This window comes from Segatella copri (assembly GCF_015074785.1).
Lineage (GTDB): Bacteria > Bacteroidota > Bacteroidia > Bacteroidales > Bacteroidaceae > Prevotella.
In genome coordinates, this window is the sequence record NZ_CP042464.1 from 856,136 (window position 1) to 870,483 (window position 14,348).

At 38.9% G+C, this 14,348-nt stretch carries 20 protein-coding genes; 13 read left to right on the top strand and 7 right to left on the bottom strand.

Features of this window, described 5'->3' with window-relative positions; genetic code table 11:
- Positions 1-145: 145 nt before the first annotated feature.
- From FO447_RS03660 to FO447_RS03690, 7 genes are all read left to right on the top strand, one after another.
- On the top strand, positions 146-424 hold the full coding sequence (locus FO447_RS03660; protein WP_203031487.1) for a hypothetical protein: 279 nt from the start codon (positions 146-148) through the stop codon (positions 422-424).
- Positions 425-431: 7 nt separating this feature from the next.
- Positions 432-626, top strand: a complete 195-nt coding sequence (locus FO447_RS03665; protein ID WP_200757701.1) for a hypothetical protein — start codon at positions 432-434, stop codon at positions 624-626.
- 96 nt (positions 627-722) lie between these two features.
- Positions 723-1,571, top strand: a complete 849-nt coding sequence (locus FO447_RS03670; protein WP_200757702.1) for a hypothetical protein — start codon at positions 723-725, stop codon at positions 1,569-1,571.
- Between the two features lie 3 nt (positions 1,572-1,574).
- A complete protein-coding gene (locus tag FO447_RS03675) occupies positions 1,575-2,318 on the top strand; it encodes a DNA-methyltransferase (protein WP_200757703.1) in 744 nt (247 codons plus the stop codon).
- 12 nt (positions 2,319-2,330) lie between these two features.
- Entirely contained in the window at positions 2,331-2,489 is a 159-nt protein-coding gene (locus tag FO447_RS03680) for a hypothetical protein (protein WP_200757704.1), read from the top strand.
- A gap of 443 nt (positions 2,490-2,932) precedes the next feature.
- Complete coding sequence (locus FO447_RS03685) at positions 2,933-3,793, top strand: phage antirepressor KilAC domain-containing protein (RefSeq protein WP_200757705.1); 861 nt, start codon at positions 2,933-2,935, stop codon at positions 3,791-3,793.
- Between the two features lie 20 nt (positions 3,794-3,813).
- Positions 3,814-4,056 carry a hypothetical protein gene (locus tag FO447_RS03690; RefSeq protein ID WP_200757707.1) on the top strand — a complete coding sequence of 81 codons (243 nt, stop codon included), beginning with the start codon at positions 3,814-3,816 and terminating at the stop codon, positions 4,054-4,056.
- A gap of 83 nt (positions 4,057-4,139) precedes the next feature.
- Here the strand turns inward: FO447_RS03690 and FO447_RS03695 are convergent, their stop codons facing one another.
- The 4 genes from FO447_RS03695 to FO447_RS03710 are packed head-to-tail and all read right to left on the bottom strand — an operon-like array spanning position 4,140 to position 5,472.
- Positions 4,140-4,304, bottom strand: a complete 165-nt coding sequence (locus FO447_RS03695; RefSeq protein WP_200757709.1) for a hypothetical protein — start codon at positions 4,302-4,304, stop codon at positions 4,140-4,142.
- Entirely contained in the window at positions 4,304-4,876 is a 573-nt protein-coding gene (locus tag FO447_RS03700; protein WP_200757711.1) for a hypothetical protein, read from the bottom strand. Before FO447_RS03700 ends, FO447_RS03695 begins: the two co-directional genes overlap by 1 nt.
- 1 nt (position 4,877) lies before the next feature.
- On the bottom strand, positions 4,878-5,228 hold the full coding sequence (locus FO447_RS03705) for a hypothetical protein (RefSeq protein WP_200757713.1): 351 nt from the start codon (positions 5,226-5,228) through the stop codon (positions 4,878-4,880).
- Between the two features lie 16 nt (positions 5,229-5,244).
- Positions 5,245-5,472: a hypothetical protein gene (locus tag FO447_RS03710; protein ID WP_200757715.1), complete on the bottom strand. Its 228-nt coding sequence runs from the start codon at positions 5,470-5,472 to the stop codon at positions 5,245-5,247.
- A gap of 231 nt (positions 5,473-5,703) precedes the next feature.
- Between FO447_RS03710 and FO447_RS03715 the strand changes: the two genes are divergently transcribed.
- The 6 genes from FO447_RS03715 (at position 5,704) to FO447_RS03740 (ending at position 8,482) form a co-directional block, all read left to right on the top strand.
- Positions 5,704-5,886, top strand: a complete 183-nt coding sequence (locus FO447_RS03715; RefSeq protein WP_200757717.1) for a hypothetical protein — start codon at positions 5,704-5,706, stop codon at positions 5,884-5,886.
- A gap of 19 nt (positions 5,887-5,905) precedes the next feature.
- Positions 5,906-6,331 (top strand): DUF7659 family protein, encoded by a 426-nt coding sequence (locus FO447_RS03720; protein ID WP_200757719.1) that lies wholly within the window; start codon positions 5,906-5,908, stop codon positions 6,329-6,331.
- 293 nt (positions 6,332-6,624) lie between these two features.
- Positions 6,625-6,846 (top strand): hypothetical protein, encoded by a 222-nt coding sequence (locus FO447_RS03725; protein ID WP_200757720.1) that lies wholly within the window; start codon positions 6,625-6,627, stop codon positions 6,844-6,846.
- 87 nt (positions 6,847-6,933) lie between these two features.
- Positions 6,934-7,173, top strand: a complete 240-nt coding sequence (locus FO447_RS03730) for a hypothetical protein (RefSeq protein ID WP_200757721.1) — start codon at positions 6,934-6,936, stop codon at positions 7,171-7,173.
- Between the two features lie 195 nt (positions 7,174-7,368).
- The gene (locus FO447_RS03735) at positions 7,369-8,157 is read left to right on the top strand and encodes an ADP-ribosylglycohydrolase family protein (protein ID WP_200757722.1); all 789 of its coding nucleotides are present in this window, start codon (positions 7,369-7,371) and stop codon (positions 8,155-8,157) included.
- Complete coding sequence (locus tag FO447_RS03740) at positions 8,147-8,482, top strand: hypothetical protein (RefSeq protein WP_200757724.1); 336 nt, start codon at positions 8,147-8,149, stop codon at positions 8,480-8,482. Before FO447_RS03735 ends, FO447_RS03740 begins: the two co-directional genes overlap by 11 nt.
- A gap of 36 nt (positions 8,483-8,518) precedes the next feature.
- Here the strand turns inward: FO447_RS03740 and FO447_RS03745 are convergent, their stop codons facing one another.
- The 3 genes from FO447_RS03745 to FO447_RS03755 form a co-directional block, all read right to left on the bottom strand.
- A complete protein-coding gene (locus FO447_RS03745; protein WP_200757726.1) occupies positions 8,519-11,323 on the bottom strand; it encodes an ADP-ribosyltransferase in 2,805 nt (934 codons plus the stop codon).
- A gap of 2 nt (positions 11,324-11,325) precedes the next feature.
- On the bottom strand, positions 11,326-12,837 hold the full coding sequence (locus FO447_RS03750; protein ID WP_200757727.1) for a phage portal protein: 1,512 nt from the start codon (positions 12,835-12,837) through the stop codon (positions 11,326-11,328).
- A gap of 307 nt (positions 12,838-13,144) precedes the next feature.
- A complete protein-coding gene (locus FO447_RS03755; RefSeq protein ID WP_200757728.1) occupies positions 13,145-14,335 on the bottom strand; it encodes a PBSX family phage terminase large subunit in 1,191 nt (396 codons plus the stop codon).
- Positions 14,336-14,348: the final 13 nt, after the last annotated feature.

A 14,348-nucleotide genomic window follows, 5' to 3' on the forward strand; every position in this document is an offset into this window, starting at 1 on the left:
GAAAGGCTATAAACAAAGTCAGAAAGAACAGAAAGAACGTATTGATAAGATACTCCACCCTGTTACTGAGCCTTGTGGTAGTAATGCTATCTTTGTCTTTTTTAGAGACGTAAGAAGTGGTGAATTACAACCTTATATTGAGGATATGAGAATGCCTGATGCTAAACGTTACCAAGATATAGGTTCAATAAAGTTTTCGCCAGAAAAAGACGAGCCGCAAAAATTACAGGTTGCATGGTGTTATCCGAAGGATTTGGTTGAGCTTCTTGGATATAACAAGAAGTATGCCGATTTTGAGCGTATAGCTCTTTCTGAAGGTGCATTCTCTTATCCTCGTGAGGAGTATGAGGAAAATCTTCAAAAGTACTCTGCCGTGCGCTATGAACACAAAAAATATTATCATTATCGTAAATTAAAAAAATAGCTTTGTTATGGATAAAAAAGATATTAGTCTAAAAGTTATACTTGAAATCGGTGGCAACCTTTGTGGTATGACCATAAAGGATAAGGATGATAAAGTTGTGCTATTCGAGCATTTGTCATTTAATGAGCAAATTAAGATTCTCAATAGCCTTAGTCAGAATTATAACTGCCTTGTGCGGTTCTTAAAAGAAAAGGAGGGATAAGGTATGAATTTGGTTCTATTTGTATTGATTATCATATCTGTTGGGGTTACTTTCGGATGTCTTGTGCAAGGTAATAATAATAAGGAGAAGTAAAGTATGGAAGCAACTATTTTATTAGGCAATCATAATGATTGTAAGATTGATACGGGAAGATATGTAGAAACGGACGTTATGGGTTGGAAAGCCATTGTCTATCTACCGAGTGGCATTGATAATGAGCAGGTTCAGAAAGCCCTTGATTACGCTTATTCTACTCTCTGTCAGAGTTGCTATATGGAGTTTATCTTGGCAGACAACTTCCTTCTAATTTCTAAGGAGGTCTTTGATAAGAAGAAGGTGTTTAAGTTCAATCTTAAAAAGCACTTTACTGAATGCCAAACTTCTATTCGTGATACGATGAAGTTGTATGAGCGAAACATGGATGAAGACTACTATAATGAGTATTCTACCTATCTTTGGGATTTGATTAAGGATAAGGTTGAGAAGTTACGAAAGATGATTGAAGATAAGCTTCGCAATCTGAAATGCAAGTATAACCCTTATCTCTGCTCGTATGTCATTATGATTCAGAACCTTGTACAGCAGATTAATGATACCCATATACACGTTATGGAGATTACCGAAAGGAAGTATGGAGTTGATATTGCTCCAAGCTACGAAAATTATCGGGCTAAAATGGCATTCACGCAAGCGGATAATTGTCTGTACGACATCATGCACGATGAAGCAGAGAAATTCCGTGACAATATCGTTAAAGATAAGAAGGTTATCGCCGTATGGTCTGATATAACAAGAACTCTCTATGACCCTATCAATGCAAAGAAGGCTCGTTTCTCGGCTTTCTATAGTATGCCTAAGGAAACACAAGCTCTCTATAATTTGAGAGAGGAGGATGGCTTCTGCGAGCCTAAAGAAGGTACTAAGAAATTCAAGAAAGGAGCGTAGGGTATGGAGTTAGATAATATTTACTTCGGAGATTGCATTAACCTTATGCGTGATATTCCTGATAAAAGCATAGATTTATGTGTTACGGATGCACCATATCTCCATAATAAATCGCCACTTAGTCCTACGTATGATGGGAGTGAATGGAATCAGAAAAGTCCCTTTGGAAAATCGGAGCTTTATAAATATGGTGGTGATATGATGGGAGGGATGAGTTGTTTTGGCGAAGAAGAAATAGATAAGTTCCTTGATGCATTAAAGCCGAAAATGAAGATAATGAATGCTTATATGTTCTGTTCGGAAGAACAGGTACCGTATTATTGTAACTGGGCTAATAAGAATGGCTTGATGTTTACAATACTCGTTTGGGAAAAGCCGTTATCTATCATTAACAAAAATCGTTTTTCGCAGAACCTGGAGTACATAGTACGAGTATATGATTACGGTACTGCTCTTAATCGGTTAAATAATAACTTGTATTATAATCGGGTAAAGAAAGAAAAACCGATTAACGGGAAAAGTAAGAATCATCCAACAGAAAAACCTGTCTCAATTATGCAAGAGTTCGTTGAACTGAGCAGTAATGAGGGTGATGTGGTCTTGGATGCGTTCTGTGGCTCTGGTACGCTTGCTATAGCGTGCATTAATACTAACAGACATTTCATTTGCTTTGAGAAGAATAAAAAATTCTTTGATATTGCTAAGAAACGGGTTAAAGAACGGAAGCAACAACAAACAATTTGGTAATTAGTTATAGGAATGGATAGAGAAGATATGCGTAGGCTGATACATTATGCACGTATTCGTGCTAAGCAAAGAGGATTAAAATTATCCCAAATTACCATTGAAGAATGTATTAAAGATATGCAATTTTGGGAGAAAGGGATTTTTGCGTATGCGCCTTTTAAGGTATCTTAAAGAATAGACGGATTCTCATTTTATCTTAATATATATGTTGTATCTCTTTGGGGGCGGTGGTCTCGGCTGCTGCTCCCTTCTATAAGTATAATAAGTTTATCAAGGTAAAGAAATAAGTCTCTGATTCTTAACACGAAAGCTATTAAGCACTATTAATTCCGATTTATTTCTATTAATATCAAAAATAGTTGGAGAAAAATTTGGTAGTTCGCAGATTTCTTTTTAATTTTGCGACGTTCACAGATGATAGTAGGCTATCCCGATAAGAGCACGGTTATTGCTCATTCGTCTGAATGGGCATATTTTATGCTCACGAAGACCGTATAATACACGGTCGCCTATACGTAAGATAAAACGAAGCTCTTTCGGAGTGGACTACCATCTGTGAACAGCGTATATGGCGACCGCTTTTTGTTTGCCATTATCTTCTAAAAAGTTCACAGATGGAAGAAATCAAGATTATTAGTAAATCAACCTTCCTTGATAAGGAGATTGATGTATGGGGGTCAGTTGAAAACCCATTATTTCGGGCTAATGATGTACAGAGTTGGCTCGGTTTAAAGAATGTGTCACGTGCTGTTGCTAACGTTGACGAAGAGGAACGACTTAATTTAAAGTTAAGTCGTGGTGGAAGTATGTGGTTCTTGACAGAGGAAGGTGTTTATGAATTGCTTATGCAATCACGCAAGCCTATCGCCAAGCAGTTTAAGAAGGGAGTAAAAGCTATCCTTCACGAAATCCGAACCAAGGGCGGCTATATAGCTTCTTCGGTCAATGATACTCCCGAAGCTATCATGGCACGAGCCTTGAAGATTGCGGATGAGACATTGAAGCGGAACGAGCAAAGAGTTCGTGAGCTTGAAGCTCAGACCGAGCAGCAGGCACAGACCATCGGCATTCAGCAGAAAGAATTGACTGTAGCCGCACCAAAAGTAAAGTACTACGATGATACACTTGCATCAACGGACTGCCTTACTACCACACAAGTTGCTGATGACCTCGGTATCAGCGCAAGAGCACTAAATCAGCAGCTTTCCAATGCAGGTATTCAATACTTTCAATCAGGTTCTTGGCATTTGAAGGGCAAGTTCCGTGAATGGCAGCTCGCAAGCACCCGAACCTACAATTATATCAAGGGTGATGGTTCTACGGGCACAAAAGTAAACCTTGTATGGAATCAACGTGGCAAGCGTTTTATTCTTGCTCTCTATAACAACGACTTTAATGTGAAAGATGCTATCGCTGAAATCAACGGCGAGAAGAGAGCTGCGCTTGTATCTAAAAACAATCAGTCTAACTTTTAATTGAATAGGAGAAATCAAAAATGGATAATCAGAATATGATGATAGAGGTAACAGTTGATAATGATGCTACTCAGCGGTGTGTCGGTCTGCTTAAAGAACTTATGGCGGTACAGGAGAAGGCTATGAAGTTCTTGGTATCTGAGGGTATTGATGATAGCAATGAGGGTACGATGATTGCCGAGGGCATCGGTAACGCTGTGAAAGCCTTTGGTGGCGTACTGCCAGAGGGTATCTACAATAATGTAGTCGGTATTGAGGTTTAATGTTATGCGTGAATAGGAGATACGCAATACAACAAGGTGTAAATAATTATAGGAGATACAGCTACTATAAGAAAGGCAGGGCACTATTTGCGCTCTGCCTTTTCTTTTTCTCTTTGCTTTCGTTCAGCCCTTGCGAGCCGAATCTCTTCGTTAATCTCGTCCATCGTCATATTGACGTTATTCTTCCTTGCTTCTTCTATGAGAGCATTAAAGTTCTCTAAAGCCTTCTTCTTTTCTTCTTCTGTCATTATTTTATATTAATCAGTTCGTTTCTATCTATCTTAGGAACTTCCTTTTTATCTGAATCAAAGTCGAGTATATATTTTTGAGGATAACTAATACAATGTAGAAAAATATACTTCCTCTCATCAATATTTATAGTCCTTACGACAAAGGTATCATTTCTATAGAAATATGAGTTATTATCATTGAGAGTGAAATCAGCTCTTATCTTCTCTTTGATGATATTATTATCAACGGGCGTTTGCTCATATCCGTTCTCGGTAAGTAGATAAAGAAGCTTATCGTTACTTTGCAGTTTTAAGTCTTTATATTGGTAATCCTGTCCAACAACAATAAAGCTACCTGTTAGCTCACCGAGATATTTATCTACATAACTATATCCTATAAGGCTATATATGTTAGACAATACGACCGTATCTTTATTCATTTCATCAATAGGATGAGTAGAGATATATTGCTCGATAGTTTGTTTGGTCGCATCTGGTATAGGTGATAAGCTTGTTATCTTCTGTTGAGCGTTGGCTGCTATACAAAAGAGAAGTTCACTAAATATACATATCTTCTTTATCTGTTTCATATTATTTATCTCCAAGTGTTATAAAAGTCAGATTATCTTTATCGCAAGAAAACATAGCTTGTCCCACATTATAACCACCGAAGCCATTTTTTGCTCTATATGTAACAATAAACAACTTCTCTCCCTGTTTTGACGTTTCTTGCTCTTGCATATCAACGAACTCATAACTATCTGGGTCACGTAAGCGTTGTTTGATTAAATCGCCAGCCATCGTCTCAACATACTCCTTGTTTTCGTACAGAGGGGTATTCATAAGTTTTTCTGTCTCTTTTTTGTTTTCATTCTGTCCGATAGCTATCATTAAAAAGAATAAAATAACAAGGATTCCAAGACATCCACATCCCTTTTTCATAACTATATCTCCTATATTAATATTTATAAATTGCACGATACCTACTTAAAACACGCTCTGCGGCATTATCTTTCCTTTGCTTGGTATATACTAAGGCAAGGCGAAGATAACCCGTTCTGCGCAAGCAACCGAGGTACATTAGCCGCTCGTAGCAATATGTGGCTCTGCTTAGTATTCCATCACGGAGGTAGCGTTGAGCCATTGCCGCCAACTCCTTTGGTGATGCGTTATAAATCTGTGTCATAACTCGTCTGATTTGGTTATGTATGCAAAGGTAGCGAAAAATCGGTTACTATATTTTTATATTGCATTTTTTATATTAATATAACCTTAATTTACATATCAATATATTAAAAGCTATTAAAATAATAATAAAAAAACCGGAAAGATTTGGTGGTTTTAAAAGAAATTATTAATTTTGCGGTGTAAATAATTAATAAATAGGTTTAATATTCAAATTATAGGAGATACAACAATGAAAGTTACAATGATTAACGGAAAGGTAGTAGAGGCTAACGTTTTTGATTACGTTGCTCAGATTTACGAAGGTGGCAAATGGCAGGCAGTTGCCGTTAGCTCTGATTACAATGAGGTTGAGAAGAAACGTGTTGAGTACGCTGTGAAGGGCTGCTATACAAGAACAGAACAGCTTTACTAATTTAAAAGGAGATACAATTATGAATAGATACGCAGAATTAAAGAAGAAGCATCAGAAAGAGCTTGATAAATTGCCCATGAAAGCTGCTTTTGGTAAAGAGCAGTTTAAGAAAATGATGGAAGAGTGGGGGCTGACTACCTCGAAGGAGGACTTGATGAAGATTCGCTCACTCGGTTGCGGCGCATTCTGCCTTGCCTCTGACGTTTACCTTTTCGAGGAAATGCGTAAACGTCACGATAAGGAAATCTTGGAGCTCATAAAGACAGATGAAGGCTTGAAAGATGCTTTCATGTATGAGTTCGCAAACCACGAATGCGGCTATACATACAACCCAGAAGAAGCCGTGCTTGCCCTTGGGATAACAATGAGGGATGTAAGAAATAATATATTCATCAAGCCTGTCTTTGATAAGGCTTGGAAAGAGTATCTTGATAGATGTGAATAGCTTATGTACAAAGAAGGAGATATACTTAGGTTTTATAATGACGAAAGAGGTGAAAGTTGTGTTTTTATCTTGTCAAATATTCATAACGATGACTGGATAGAGGCTCACATAAAATACTCGTTCGCATTCAAATCTTTCGGTGTAGGCAAAGGAAATATGAGTACAAACATTAAATACTCGTCGGGTTGCTTACGATACGCAAATGAATGGGAGAAGAACTTTCTTCTGAATATAATGGAGAATAATGGTTATTCTTATGATTTTAAAACTAATAAAATAAAGGAGATTTAATTATGGCAAAGTTTATTGAGGTAAAGTATAAAGGGTTTTGTATCCTTATTAATATAGATAATATCGCTTACGTTGAACCTTCACGTAATGGCGATATAGCAACATCTATAAAGCTTAATTGCAAGACCACACCAACGGGCGGTCAAGTGATTCTCTGCGAGGATGATTATCACACATTCTTGGAGAGATTGAAAAACCTTGTTATCGTTGATAAAGCTGAGTAAGATATGAGAGCATTTGACGTACTTTTAGCCTTATTCGGCAACGTTATGCTCGAAATGGAGTATAAGATAATCAAGTATAATTAGCTTATGGCTCGTTTCGCTCTTAGAAATCAGGAGAAGATAAAGCAAGCATTCGGGGAAGAAAGATTGAATGAGCTTCTGAAAGCATTGAAGCTATATTCAGCCAAGTACCCGAAATTATCGTTGAACACAATCATCAAAGAGGGTAAGCCTTATCCTTCTTTTGTAGTTGATAAGGTTGCCGTACTATACGTAACTCGCCTGATGTATGATGTTTATCACGTTGCTTTAAAGGAGTTCTTATAAACAAAAAGCACCGCCCTCGGAGATACGAATGAGGACGATGCTAGATGTAAATAATTATTATGTTTAACGTTGTGAGTACATAGGAGATACGCACTCGATACAACAATTAATGCAAAAGTAATAAAAAATATTTGGTTATCTGAATATTTCTTCGTAAATTTGCGAATAATTAACATTAAAATAGGAGATACAGCTATGATAGGAGCAATTATAGGTGATATTGTAGGCTCAAAATATGAGTTTAATAACACATTTGATTATAACTTTAAACTATTTGATAAAGATTGTAATTTTACAGATGATACTATCTGTACAATAGCCGTAGCCGATGCTATTCTTAAAAAAGGTGGTGATGAAAAGCCGAATGTCGAAGATTATAGTATCTCGCTTCAATACTGGTGTCAGAAGTATCTAAACCCAATGGGTGGGTATGGTGCAAGCTTCGCAAAATGGGTTCGTAGCTCTAATCCACAGCCTTATGATAGTTTCGGAAATGGAGCAGCTATGAGAGTTAGTCCTGTGGGTTGGGCATTCAAAGAAAATTCTGATATTATTCGTCAGGCAATGATGAGCGCAAAGGTTTCGCATAGCCATGTTGAGGGATTGATTGGTGCTACTGCGGTAGCAGATTGTGTACATGCTTTAAAAGCATATAAACAAAAAGATTTGATTAGGGTAATAGCAAAACAATATTATGGCTCTGATTGGAATAAAAATCTTATTCCAAGAAGGAAATGGGCAGAAACTTGCCAAGAATGCGTTCCACTCGCCTTTATGATAGTCCTTAATAGTGGTAGCTTCGAGGATGCAATCAGATATGCTGTATCCTACGGCGGTGATAGCGATACGATGGGAGCAATCGTTGGTTCAATCGCTCAGCCACTCTTTGGTATTCCACAAGAAATGGAGGAAAAAGCATTGAACTATCTCCCTTTGGATATGAAGAATGTAGTAACTAAATTTATTGATAGATATGGCGAATAAGGAAGATTTAATCAAGCACTGCCGATACTATAGAGGTGGTGAGAACCCAAATACCAACGAAAATATGGCTTGGTTTTGGGATATGGAAAGAGTGTATGTTAATAGCGAAGGAAAGTTTAAAGGTGAGGAAGAATATTATAAGAAAATCAATGGTAAGGAATATAAGGGGATTCCACATACATTGCTTATTATAATGTTCACTTCATGGGCTAAAGCAGCCTACAATATTAAGGAAGAGATAGATAGGTTCTATAAGCTGATAGACGAATACCTCTTTATCCCAAACGACCATTTCCCAGAGGATAAAATTCCAAACGAACTATAACGAAAAAGGTGCGCCGTAATGGTACACCTTTTTTGTTTAATATCCGATATTGCTATCCTTTACATAAGATAAATCTCTTATTTCTTGCCCTATAACCTCGCAGTCTATGTAGGTCTTTCCACCTTCTTCATAAACCTTTGTTATTCGCATTCGTGTTCCTCTCTGAAAGAGTGTTTCGTGCTCGGAACTATACGTAGAGAAACGGCTTACTCCATCCCAACTTCTTTTATCACCACAACCGAAAGCAGAGAAAGGTTCTACGTAAGCAGCCTTTGTTCCTTTTGGTGCATATATGTTCATGATAACACTTCGAGTATTGAAGCCTTTTCCTTTTCGGCTACCAGTTGACATAAAACCACCTTCTTGCATTTCCATTCCAACAAGGTCTTGAAGGTTTTTTGGCATAGAACCGCCAGCAAACTTAATTCGTGATTCAATAACTTTCATTCCATCATCACCTCTTGTAAACCACATATCGGTAGGAAGTTCGTTCTTTTCTATATAGCTTGTTATATTATTAACCTTCTCTATGAACCTTTCCTTCGTTTGGTAATTATCATATTTTCTTCCTTGTAATGGTTCATTTACATCGCAATAATGATGAGTGTATTCGTATGTGAAATCTTTTTCTTTTTCTGTTGCTGCTATCCATTGTTTGGATGCAACATCTACGAGGGTTTTATCAGCTTTTGCACCATTACCCTTATCCCATACTGCGGCATCTTTCCTTGATTGAGAGAATCGGTCTGTATCAAATACAACATTCTTCGCATTTCGTTTTGCTTTCGCATTAATAAGCGTTTCTTTCTTTTGCTTAGCTTCATAAAGCAACTGCTCAGCAAGGGTCTTATCCTTTGCGAGCATAGCGTGTTCAAGGTCATAGATAAGCTTATGATATATCTTGCTCTGTGTCTTATAACCTTTTACGTCAGCATAAGCTTTATTGATATTTACCCAATCAATCGCCGTATTTACCTCATCAAGCTTTTTGAGATATGCCGCTTGCGATACCTTCCATGTAGCATACTTCTGCTGAACCCCGTGCATATTTCCACCAAGGAAATCAACTGCCTCAAATTGCAATTTGCTAGCTTGCTTTTCAAGCGTCAAGCTTTGCCATTGAGCCAACTTCGCTTCTACGGCATCATATACTCCGTGCAATTCCTGTGACGTGAACTGCTTATGCCACTTATTGACATCAGGGATGAGAGCGGAAAGTGATAGTTCATCCTTTTTAATAGCAGAAATGGCGTTTGCGAGCGTTTTTGCTTCTTTCCTTGCTAATGTATAGTTAGCAGACTTTAATGCGCTTAGAACGGAAGAAACATCGGTTTCTCCGTAATTAGCAGCCACCTTCATAACATTCATCGCAACCTTGCGGTCAGTCCATGCAAGTTTAGTCTGATAACCTCGCTTGAATCTATCAAACAAAAAAGCTATCTCTGAAGCACTCTTTTTGTCCTTGATAGCATAACGGATAGCATAGTACCGTTCAAAGAGGTCTTGGCTCTTTATATCCGTAACAGATTTACTACCGAGCAGATTATGAACCAAGCCATTGTAATAGTCACGTCTATGCTTATCCCATCGGCTCTGTATTTTATCTATCTGCTCCTTAGTTCTAAGGGCGTGGCGTTCCTTTGCCTTCGCAAGTATAAGCTCCTTAGAAGAAACCGCCTTTAACCCCAATTTCTTGCGGTCTGACGGGCTTAAAAGATGTACCCAATACTTTGTGTTGTCTTGTAAATGCCAAGCCAATTTACCCTTCATTCCTGCCTTCACGATAGCTTCGGAGTTATCCTTGATGTATTGATTGTACTTTTCTGGCATAGTGAGCACGGCAAAAGGGGAGACGTAGTTACTCATATCCTCGCCAGCCATCAAGCGTTTATAAAACTCCTTCTTCTCCTCGCCTTGTATAGTGATAGGGTCTGAGGTGCAGATACATTGAGGATGCCAAGAAATCCATACGTAATCTTTCGGGTAGCGACCTTCAAGGTCGTTGCATATATCATCAATATTATGCTGTGGTGATACGTGAATATACTGACCGATAACGAATGGTTCGTTCTGCCATCGTTCATTTCTTGCCTTGTGATATGCGGAATTTATCTCCGTTCTTGCTACTCTGAGAGCGTTCTTTCTCGCCGAGCGGTAAACACCCATGCCTACCTTCTCCAATGGCTCTTCAATAAAGCGCACCTTGCCGTCTATGATTCTACGTCTGCGCCAAGTCACCACATCTTTCTTCTTTCCGTTCTTCTGAACCTTGATAGTATGATAACGGCGATACATCATATCTGGGTCGTTGAGATACTTTCGTATGCTCTTGCCTACTTCCTCTGCTGATGAGCCTTTTTTGATTCCGTCCGCAATGGTATCACTCATAGCCATTTCAAATTCACTCTTTGTCTGTTGGCAGTAGTTCCAAATAATCTGAGCGAGATTCAATCCGTTCTTTGTTTTCAAGCGATTTGAAATAAACGTGGCTGCGGCGGTATCTCGTGCGACCCTTATAGCTTTATCAGTAAGCACGGAATAACCGCCTATAACCATTTCATCGTGGTTATACGCCAACGCAACGCCATCGGTGATACCGCTCTTATAACAAAGAAGGCTATTCTGATAGTAATCATTAAAGATGTCGTTCAAACGAGCCTTTAACTGCGGAAAGTTATCAAAGTTGAAAAGCACATCATCTTCGAGCACATCTTCTCCATAGCCAAGAGAGGTGAGCTTCTTGACATAATCGCTGTATAATCTGCCCAACCGCTTGTTATAAACGGCGAACAGATTATTCAGTTGTTCTTTCTGCTGTTTTGATGTGAGCTTCTTTGACATAGTTATTCTTCTTCCTCTTCTTCATTGGAAACTGACTGACTTCCACTTGCGGCACTACCAAGTCCCGAAAGGGCTGCTTGCTGCGCCAACGCTTCTTCCTGTTCACTCTTCATTTCTTCCTCAACCTTATCAGGGTCATCATTGAGAGGGTTAAGCTCGATAGCACGGCGATTAGAGGTAGATTTCGCACCACCATTGGATGAAGTGATAAGTTGCAACATTTCAACATCATTCTTTGGCAGATATGGCTTGAAGACCGGTTCAAAGTCAATCTGCTCAGCAACACTCTGGTCGATACCTTTTACGTAAACTCCCGTATTACAGATGCCGTTAGCTACGATATTCGAGCGGCGAGTAAACATTTCACCGAACATTTCTGTCTTTAAATCCGCTTTCATATAAGGAGCGGTGAACATCAAACGGATAGCCGCACCCGAGGTGTTGCTGCCCAAAGTCTTCATATTCTCAAAGCTGATGTCGGCTGTTGAGGTAAATGAATAGATGATATTGAAGAGATAAGCAATTTCACCCTTCACACTCTCAGGTGATTTATCCCAAGAAAGGACGTTCATACTTGCATCACTGCCACCTTGGAAAACTGCGCCTTGCTCGCCCTTCTCAGCGAAGCCCTCCAAACGACCTTTGATAAAGTACTTAGGCGTGCCGAAGTAGTCATTCGTATCACCCCAATTTGAAATACAGGTCTCCACTCTATCAATAGCCCATTGAACATCTTCCCACTCAGCTTGGTCTTGTCTATAGTAAACGACAGGCACTTTGGTGAAGCCATGAGGTAGGGCAGAAATAAGCTTCCAACCTGCGCCATCAATATTAGTGTACTGATAGCACAATCTATCTGTATATACATCAAAATGTAGCTCAGATTTTCCAAGCTCATCATATACATAGTACTCTCGAGCGAAGCCGTCCATGATATGGAAATCGTTGAAATGAGGGTAGAGCTTATCGCCGTTTGAAGGTGAAAGCAACTGAACTCGGATTTCGCCTCGAAGCTTTCCCTCTGCGTCTGTTGGCATATACCATAACTCGGCGCACTCACATTCCTTGAAGAGGGTACGGGCAAGTCGCTTATCGAAGTACTTCATCTTGTTGTCGTGATAGCAGTGCATGATGCCGTCATATAGCTTCTGCTGCTTATCGTCCATCTTCTTTATATCAACACCATGTGCCGTAGCTTTATAGGTAACGGCATTCATAAACAAGAAACCAACAGTAAGATTTGTGATTGACTTCTGAGCAGGGATAGCGATTCTTACTGGCTCAACTTTCTTATCCTTATAAATCGGTTTCTGTGTGATAGGGTCATACTGACCCGTAGGTACTTTGATTCGCTTCTTAGGACGGAAATCCTCATCAAAGATTTTATGCTTTGATGGATTCCATTGGTCTTCAAGCACAATCAGTGGTGTCTTAAAGCCTTTCTTTCTTGCTGTCAATACCGAGCGGACTGTGCTCGCATCTTGTATTGATACTATCTGTTCTATTGCTCTCATATATGAATATTTTTTGTTATAACAAGGGCAAAGTTAGTAATAATATGACTTATATAGGCATAAAGAAGAAACCCTGTGTAAACAAAAGAAAAACGCCTATTTCGGCAGTCTTCCAATGTGCCAATGATTGCACTCACTACAAAGATATACGGAGTAACCGAGTAGCCGTTTTTTCTTTATGTATCTTGCGGCTACCTTCTCATTATCAAAGGATAATTTGGCTACTCCTCTGCTATTATAGTGGGAGCGTTTACGATGATGCTCCCTTGGTTGTTTATCATATATTCGTTTCATAAGCATTTCGATTTTAACCCATCAGACCGAGAATGTCGGCGGCTTGCATTCCGCTACCATAATCACCCAATAACTTCTCCATAATAACATATCGGCATGCATCGATGGCGTGATTATACATATCTATAGGCTCATTAAGCCACTTTCCTTCCTTGTCTTGGCGATAGGTATAATTATTAAATTCCCTTCTTACATTTGTAGAGCGTTTTGTTATATGAATTGTGTATTCTTGCATCTTCATAATACTAGCTTGAATAGAACCTGCGAACTTCTTTACAGGTTTTATATCAATACCAGCATTATAGATTTCATCAATCAGACGAGGGTCGGCACTCTCTGATATTACCTCAATATTTTTTTTATCCTCTTTCAATACCCTGATAATATCAGAAGTAAGCATTTCTGTCTGATAGCATATTTCATCTATATAGATAATCTTTCCGTAGATATACACATCAACAATCGCCGTAGGGTCATTGGAGTAACCGAAGTCAATACCTCTGTATCGGTGTCTGTGCGCTTGTATAGGAATATAATCATCAACAACTACATTCTTAAAAATCAAGCCCTCAACCATAGAGCGCAATCCCAAACCATAAATACGCCAAAGGCTCGGATTCTTCCATCTAAGGCTCTCAATCTCAGCGATAACCTTTGGTTCGAGAAAAGGGTTATCCTTATAGGTGGATATAAACCAATAAGTGCTTTTCTCCTCGTTTACCTGATTTATCCAATGGTCTTCTGAGAAGGAAGGGTTATAATCAAGGATAGAGAACTCCGTGGTACGCATCTGTAGCTGCTGCCATTCGATGAAAGAAAGCTCATTCGCCTCATTTACGAAAAGTATCTTACGCTTAGAACCACGCACCTTCTGCTCGTTATCGGTGGAGAAGAACTCAATCCAAGAGCCGTTAGGGAAAGTATAAACGAACTCCGATTTATTCATGCACTTATCATCCCACCAACCAAAGTTGAGCATTATATCCTTGAAATCACGATAGACAGTTCGTTTAATGGAAGGCATACCAGCACGAATGATGGAAACGGTCGTTCCAGCATAGTTGAAGCAAAACATACAAAGGAACTGCACAACGCTATACGTCTTGGCACTACGACTTGAGCCTTGAAGAGAGCAAGTTGTAAACCCTGCTTCCTTTGCTGCCTTTACCCTCATGTAGTTCTTTGCTAAATATACGTGCGGCATATCTCTATTATCC

Coding starts and splice junctions, on each gene's coding strand:
- FO447_RS03660 (WP_203031487.1), top strand. CDS start 146: ATGAGAATGCCTGATGCTAAACGTTACCAAGATATAGGTTCAATAAAG.
- FO447_RS03665 (WP_200757701.1), top strand. CDS start 432: ATGGATAAAAAAGATATTAGTCTAAAAGTTATACTTGAAATCGGTGGC.
- FO447_RS03670 (WP_200757702.1), top strand. CDS start 723: ATGGAAGCAACTATTTTATTAGGCAATCATAATGATTGTAAGATTGAT.
- FO447_RS03675 (WP_200757703.1), top strand. CDS start 1,575: ATGGAGTTAGATAATATTTACTTCGGAGATTGCATTAACCTTATGCGT.
- FO447_RS03680 (WP_200757704.1), top strand. CDS start 2,331: ATGGATAGAGAAGATATGCGTAGGCTGATACATTATGCACGTATTCGT.
- FO447_RS03685 (WP_200757705.1), top strand. CDS start 2,933: ATGGAAGAAATCAAGATTATTAGTAAATCAACCTTCCTTGATAAGGAG.
- FO447_RS03690 (WP_200757707.1), top strand. CDS start 3,814: ATGGATAATCAGAATATGATGATAGAGGTAACAGTTGATAATGATGCT.
- FO447_RS03695 (WP_200757709.1), bottom strand. CDS start 4,304: ATGACAGAAGAAGAAAAGAAGAAGGCTTTAGAGAACTTTAATGCTCTC.
- FO447_RS03700 (WP_200757711.1), bottom strand. CDS start 4,876: ATGAAACAGATAAAGAAGATATGTATATTTAGTGAACTTCTCTTTTGT.
- FO447_RS03705 (WP_200757713.1), bottom strand. CDS start 5,228: ATGAAAAAGGGATGTGGATGTCTTGGAATCCTTGTTATTTTATTCTTT.
- FO447_RS03710 (WP_200757715.1), bottom strand. CDS start 5,472: ATGACACAGATTTATAACGCATCACCAAAGGAGTTGGCGGCAATGGCT.
- FO447_RS03715 (WP_200757717.1), top strand. CDS start 5,704: ATGAAAGTTACAATGATTAACGGAAAGGTAGTAGAGGCTAACGTTTTT.
- FO447_RS03720 (WP_200757719.1), top strand. CDS start 5,906: ATGAATAGATACGCAGAATTAAAGAAGAAGCATCAGAAAGAGCTTGAT.
- FO447_RS03725 (WP_200757720.1), top strand. CDS start 6,625: ATGGCAAAGTTTATTGAGGTAAAGTATAAAGGGTTTTGTATCCTTATT.
- FO447_RS03730 (WP_200757721.1), top strand. CDS start 6,934: ATGGCTCGTTTCGCTCTTAGAAATCAGGAGAAGATAAAGCAAGCATTC.
- FO447_RS03735 (WP_200757722.1), top strand. CDS start 7,369: ATGATAGGAGCAATTATAGGTGATATTGTAGGCTCAAAATATGAGTTT.
- FO447_RS03740 (WP_200757724.1), top strand. CDS start 8,147: ATGGCGAATAAGGAAGATTTAATCAAGCACTGCCGATACTATAGAGGT.
- FO447_RS03745 (WP_200757726.1), bottom strand. CDS start 11,323: ATGTCAAAGAAGCTCACATCAAAACAGCAGAAAGAACAACTGAATAAT.
- FO447_RS03750 (WP_200757727.1), bottom strand. CDS start 12,837: ATGAGAGCAATAGAACAGATAGTATCAATACAAGATGCGAGCACAGTC.
- FO447_RS03755 (WP_200757728.1), bottom strand. CDS start 14,335: ATGCCGCACGTATATTTAGCAAAGAACTACATGAGGGTAAAGGCAGCA.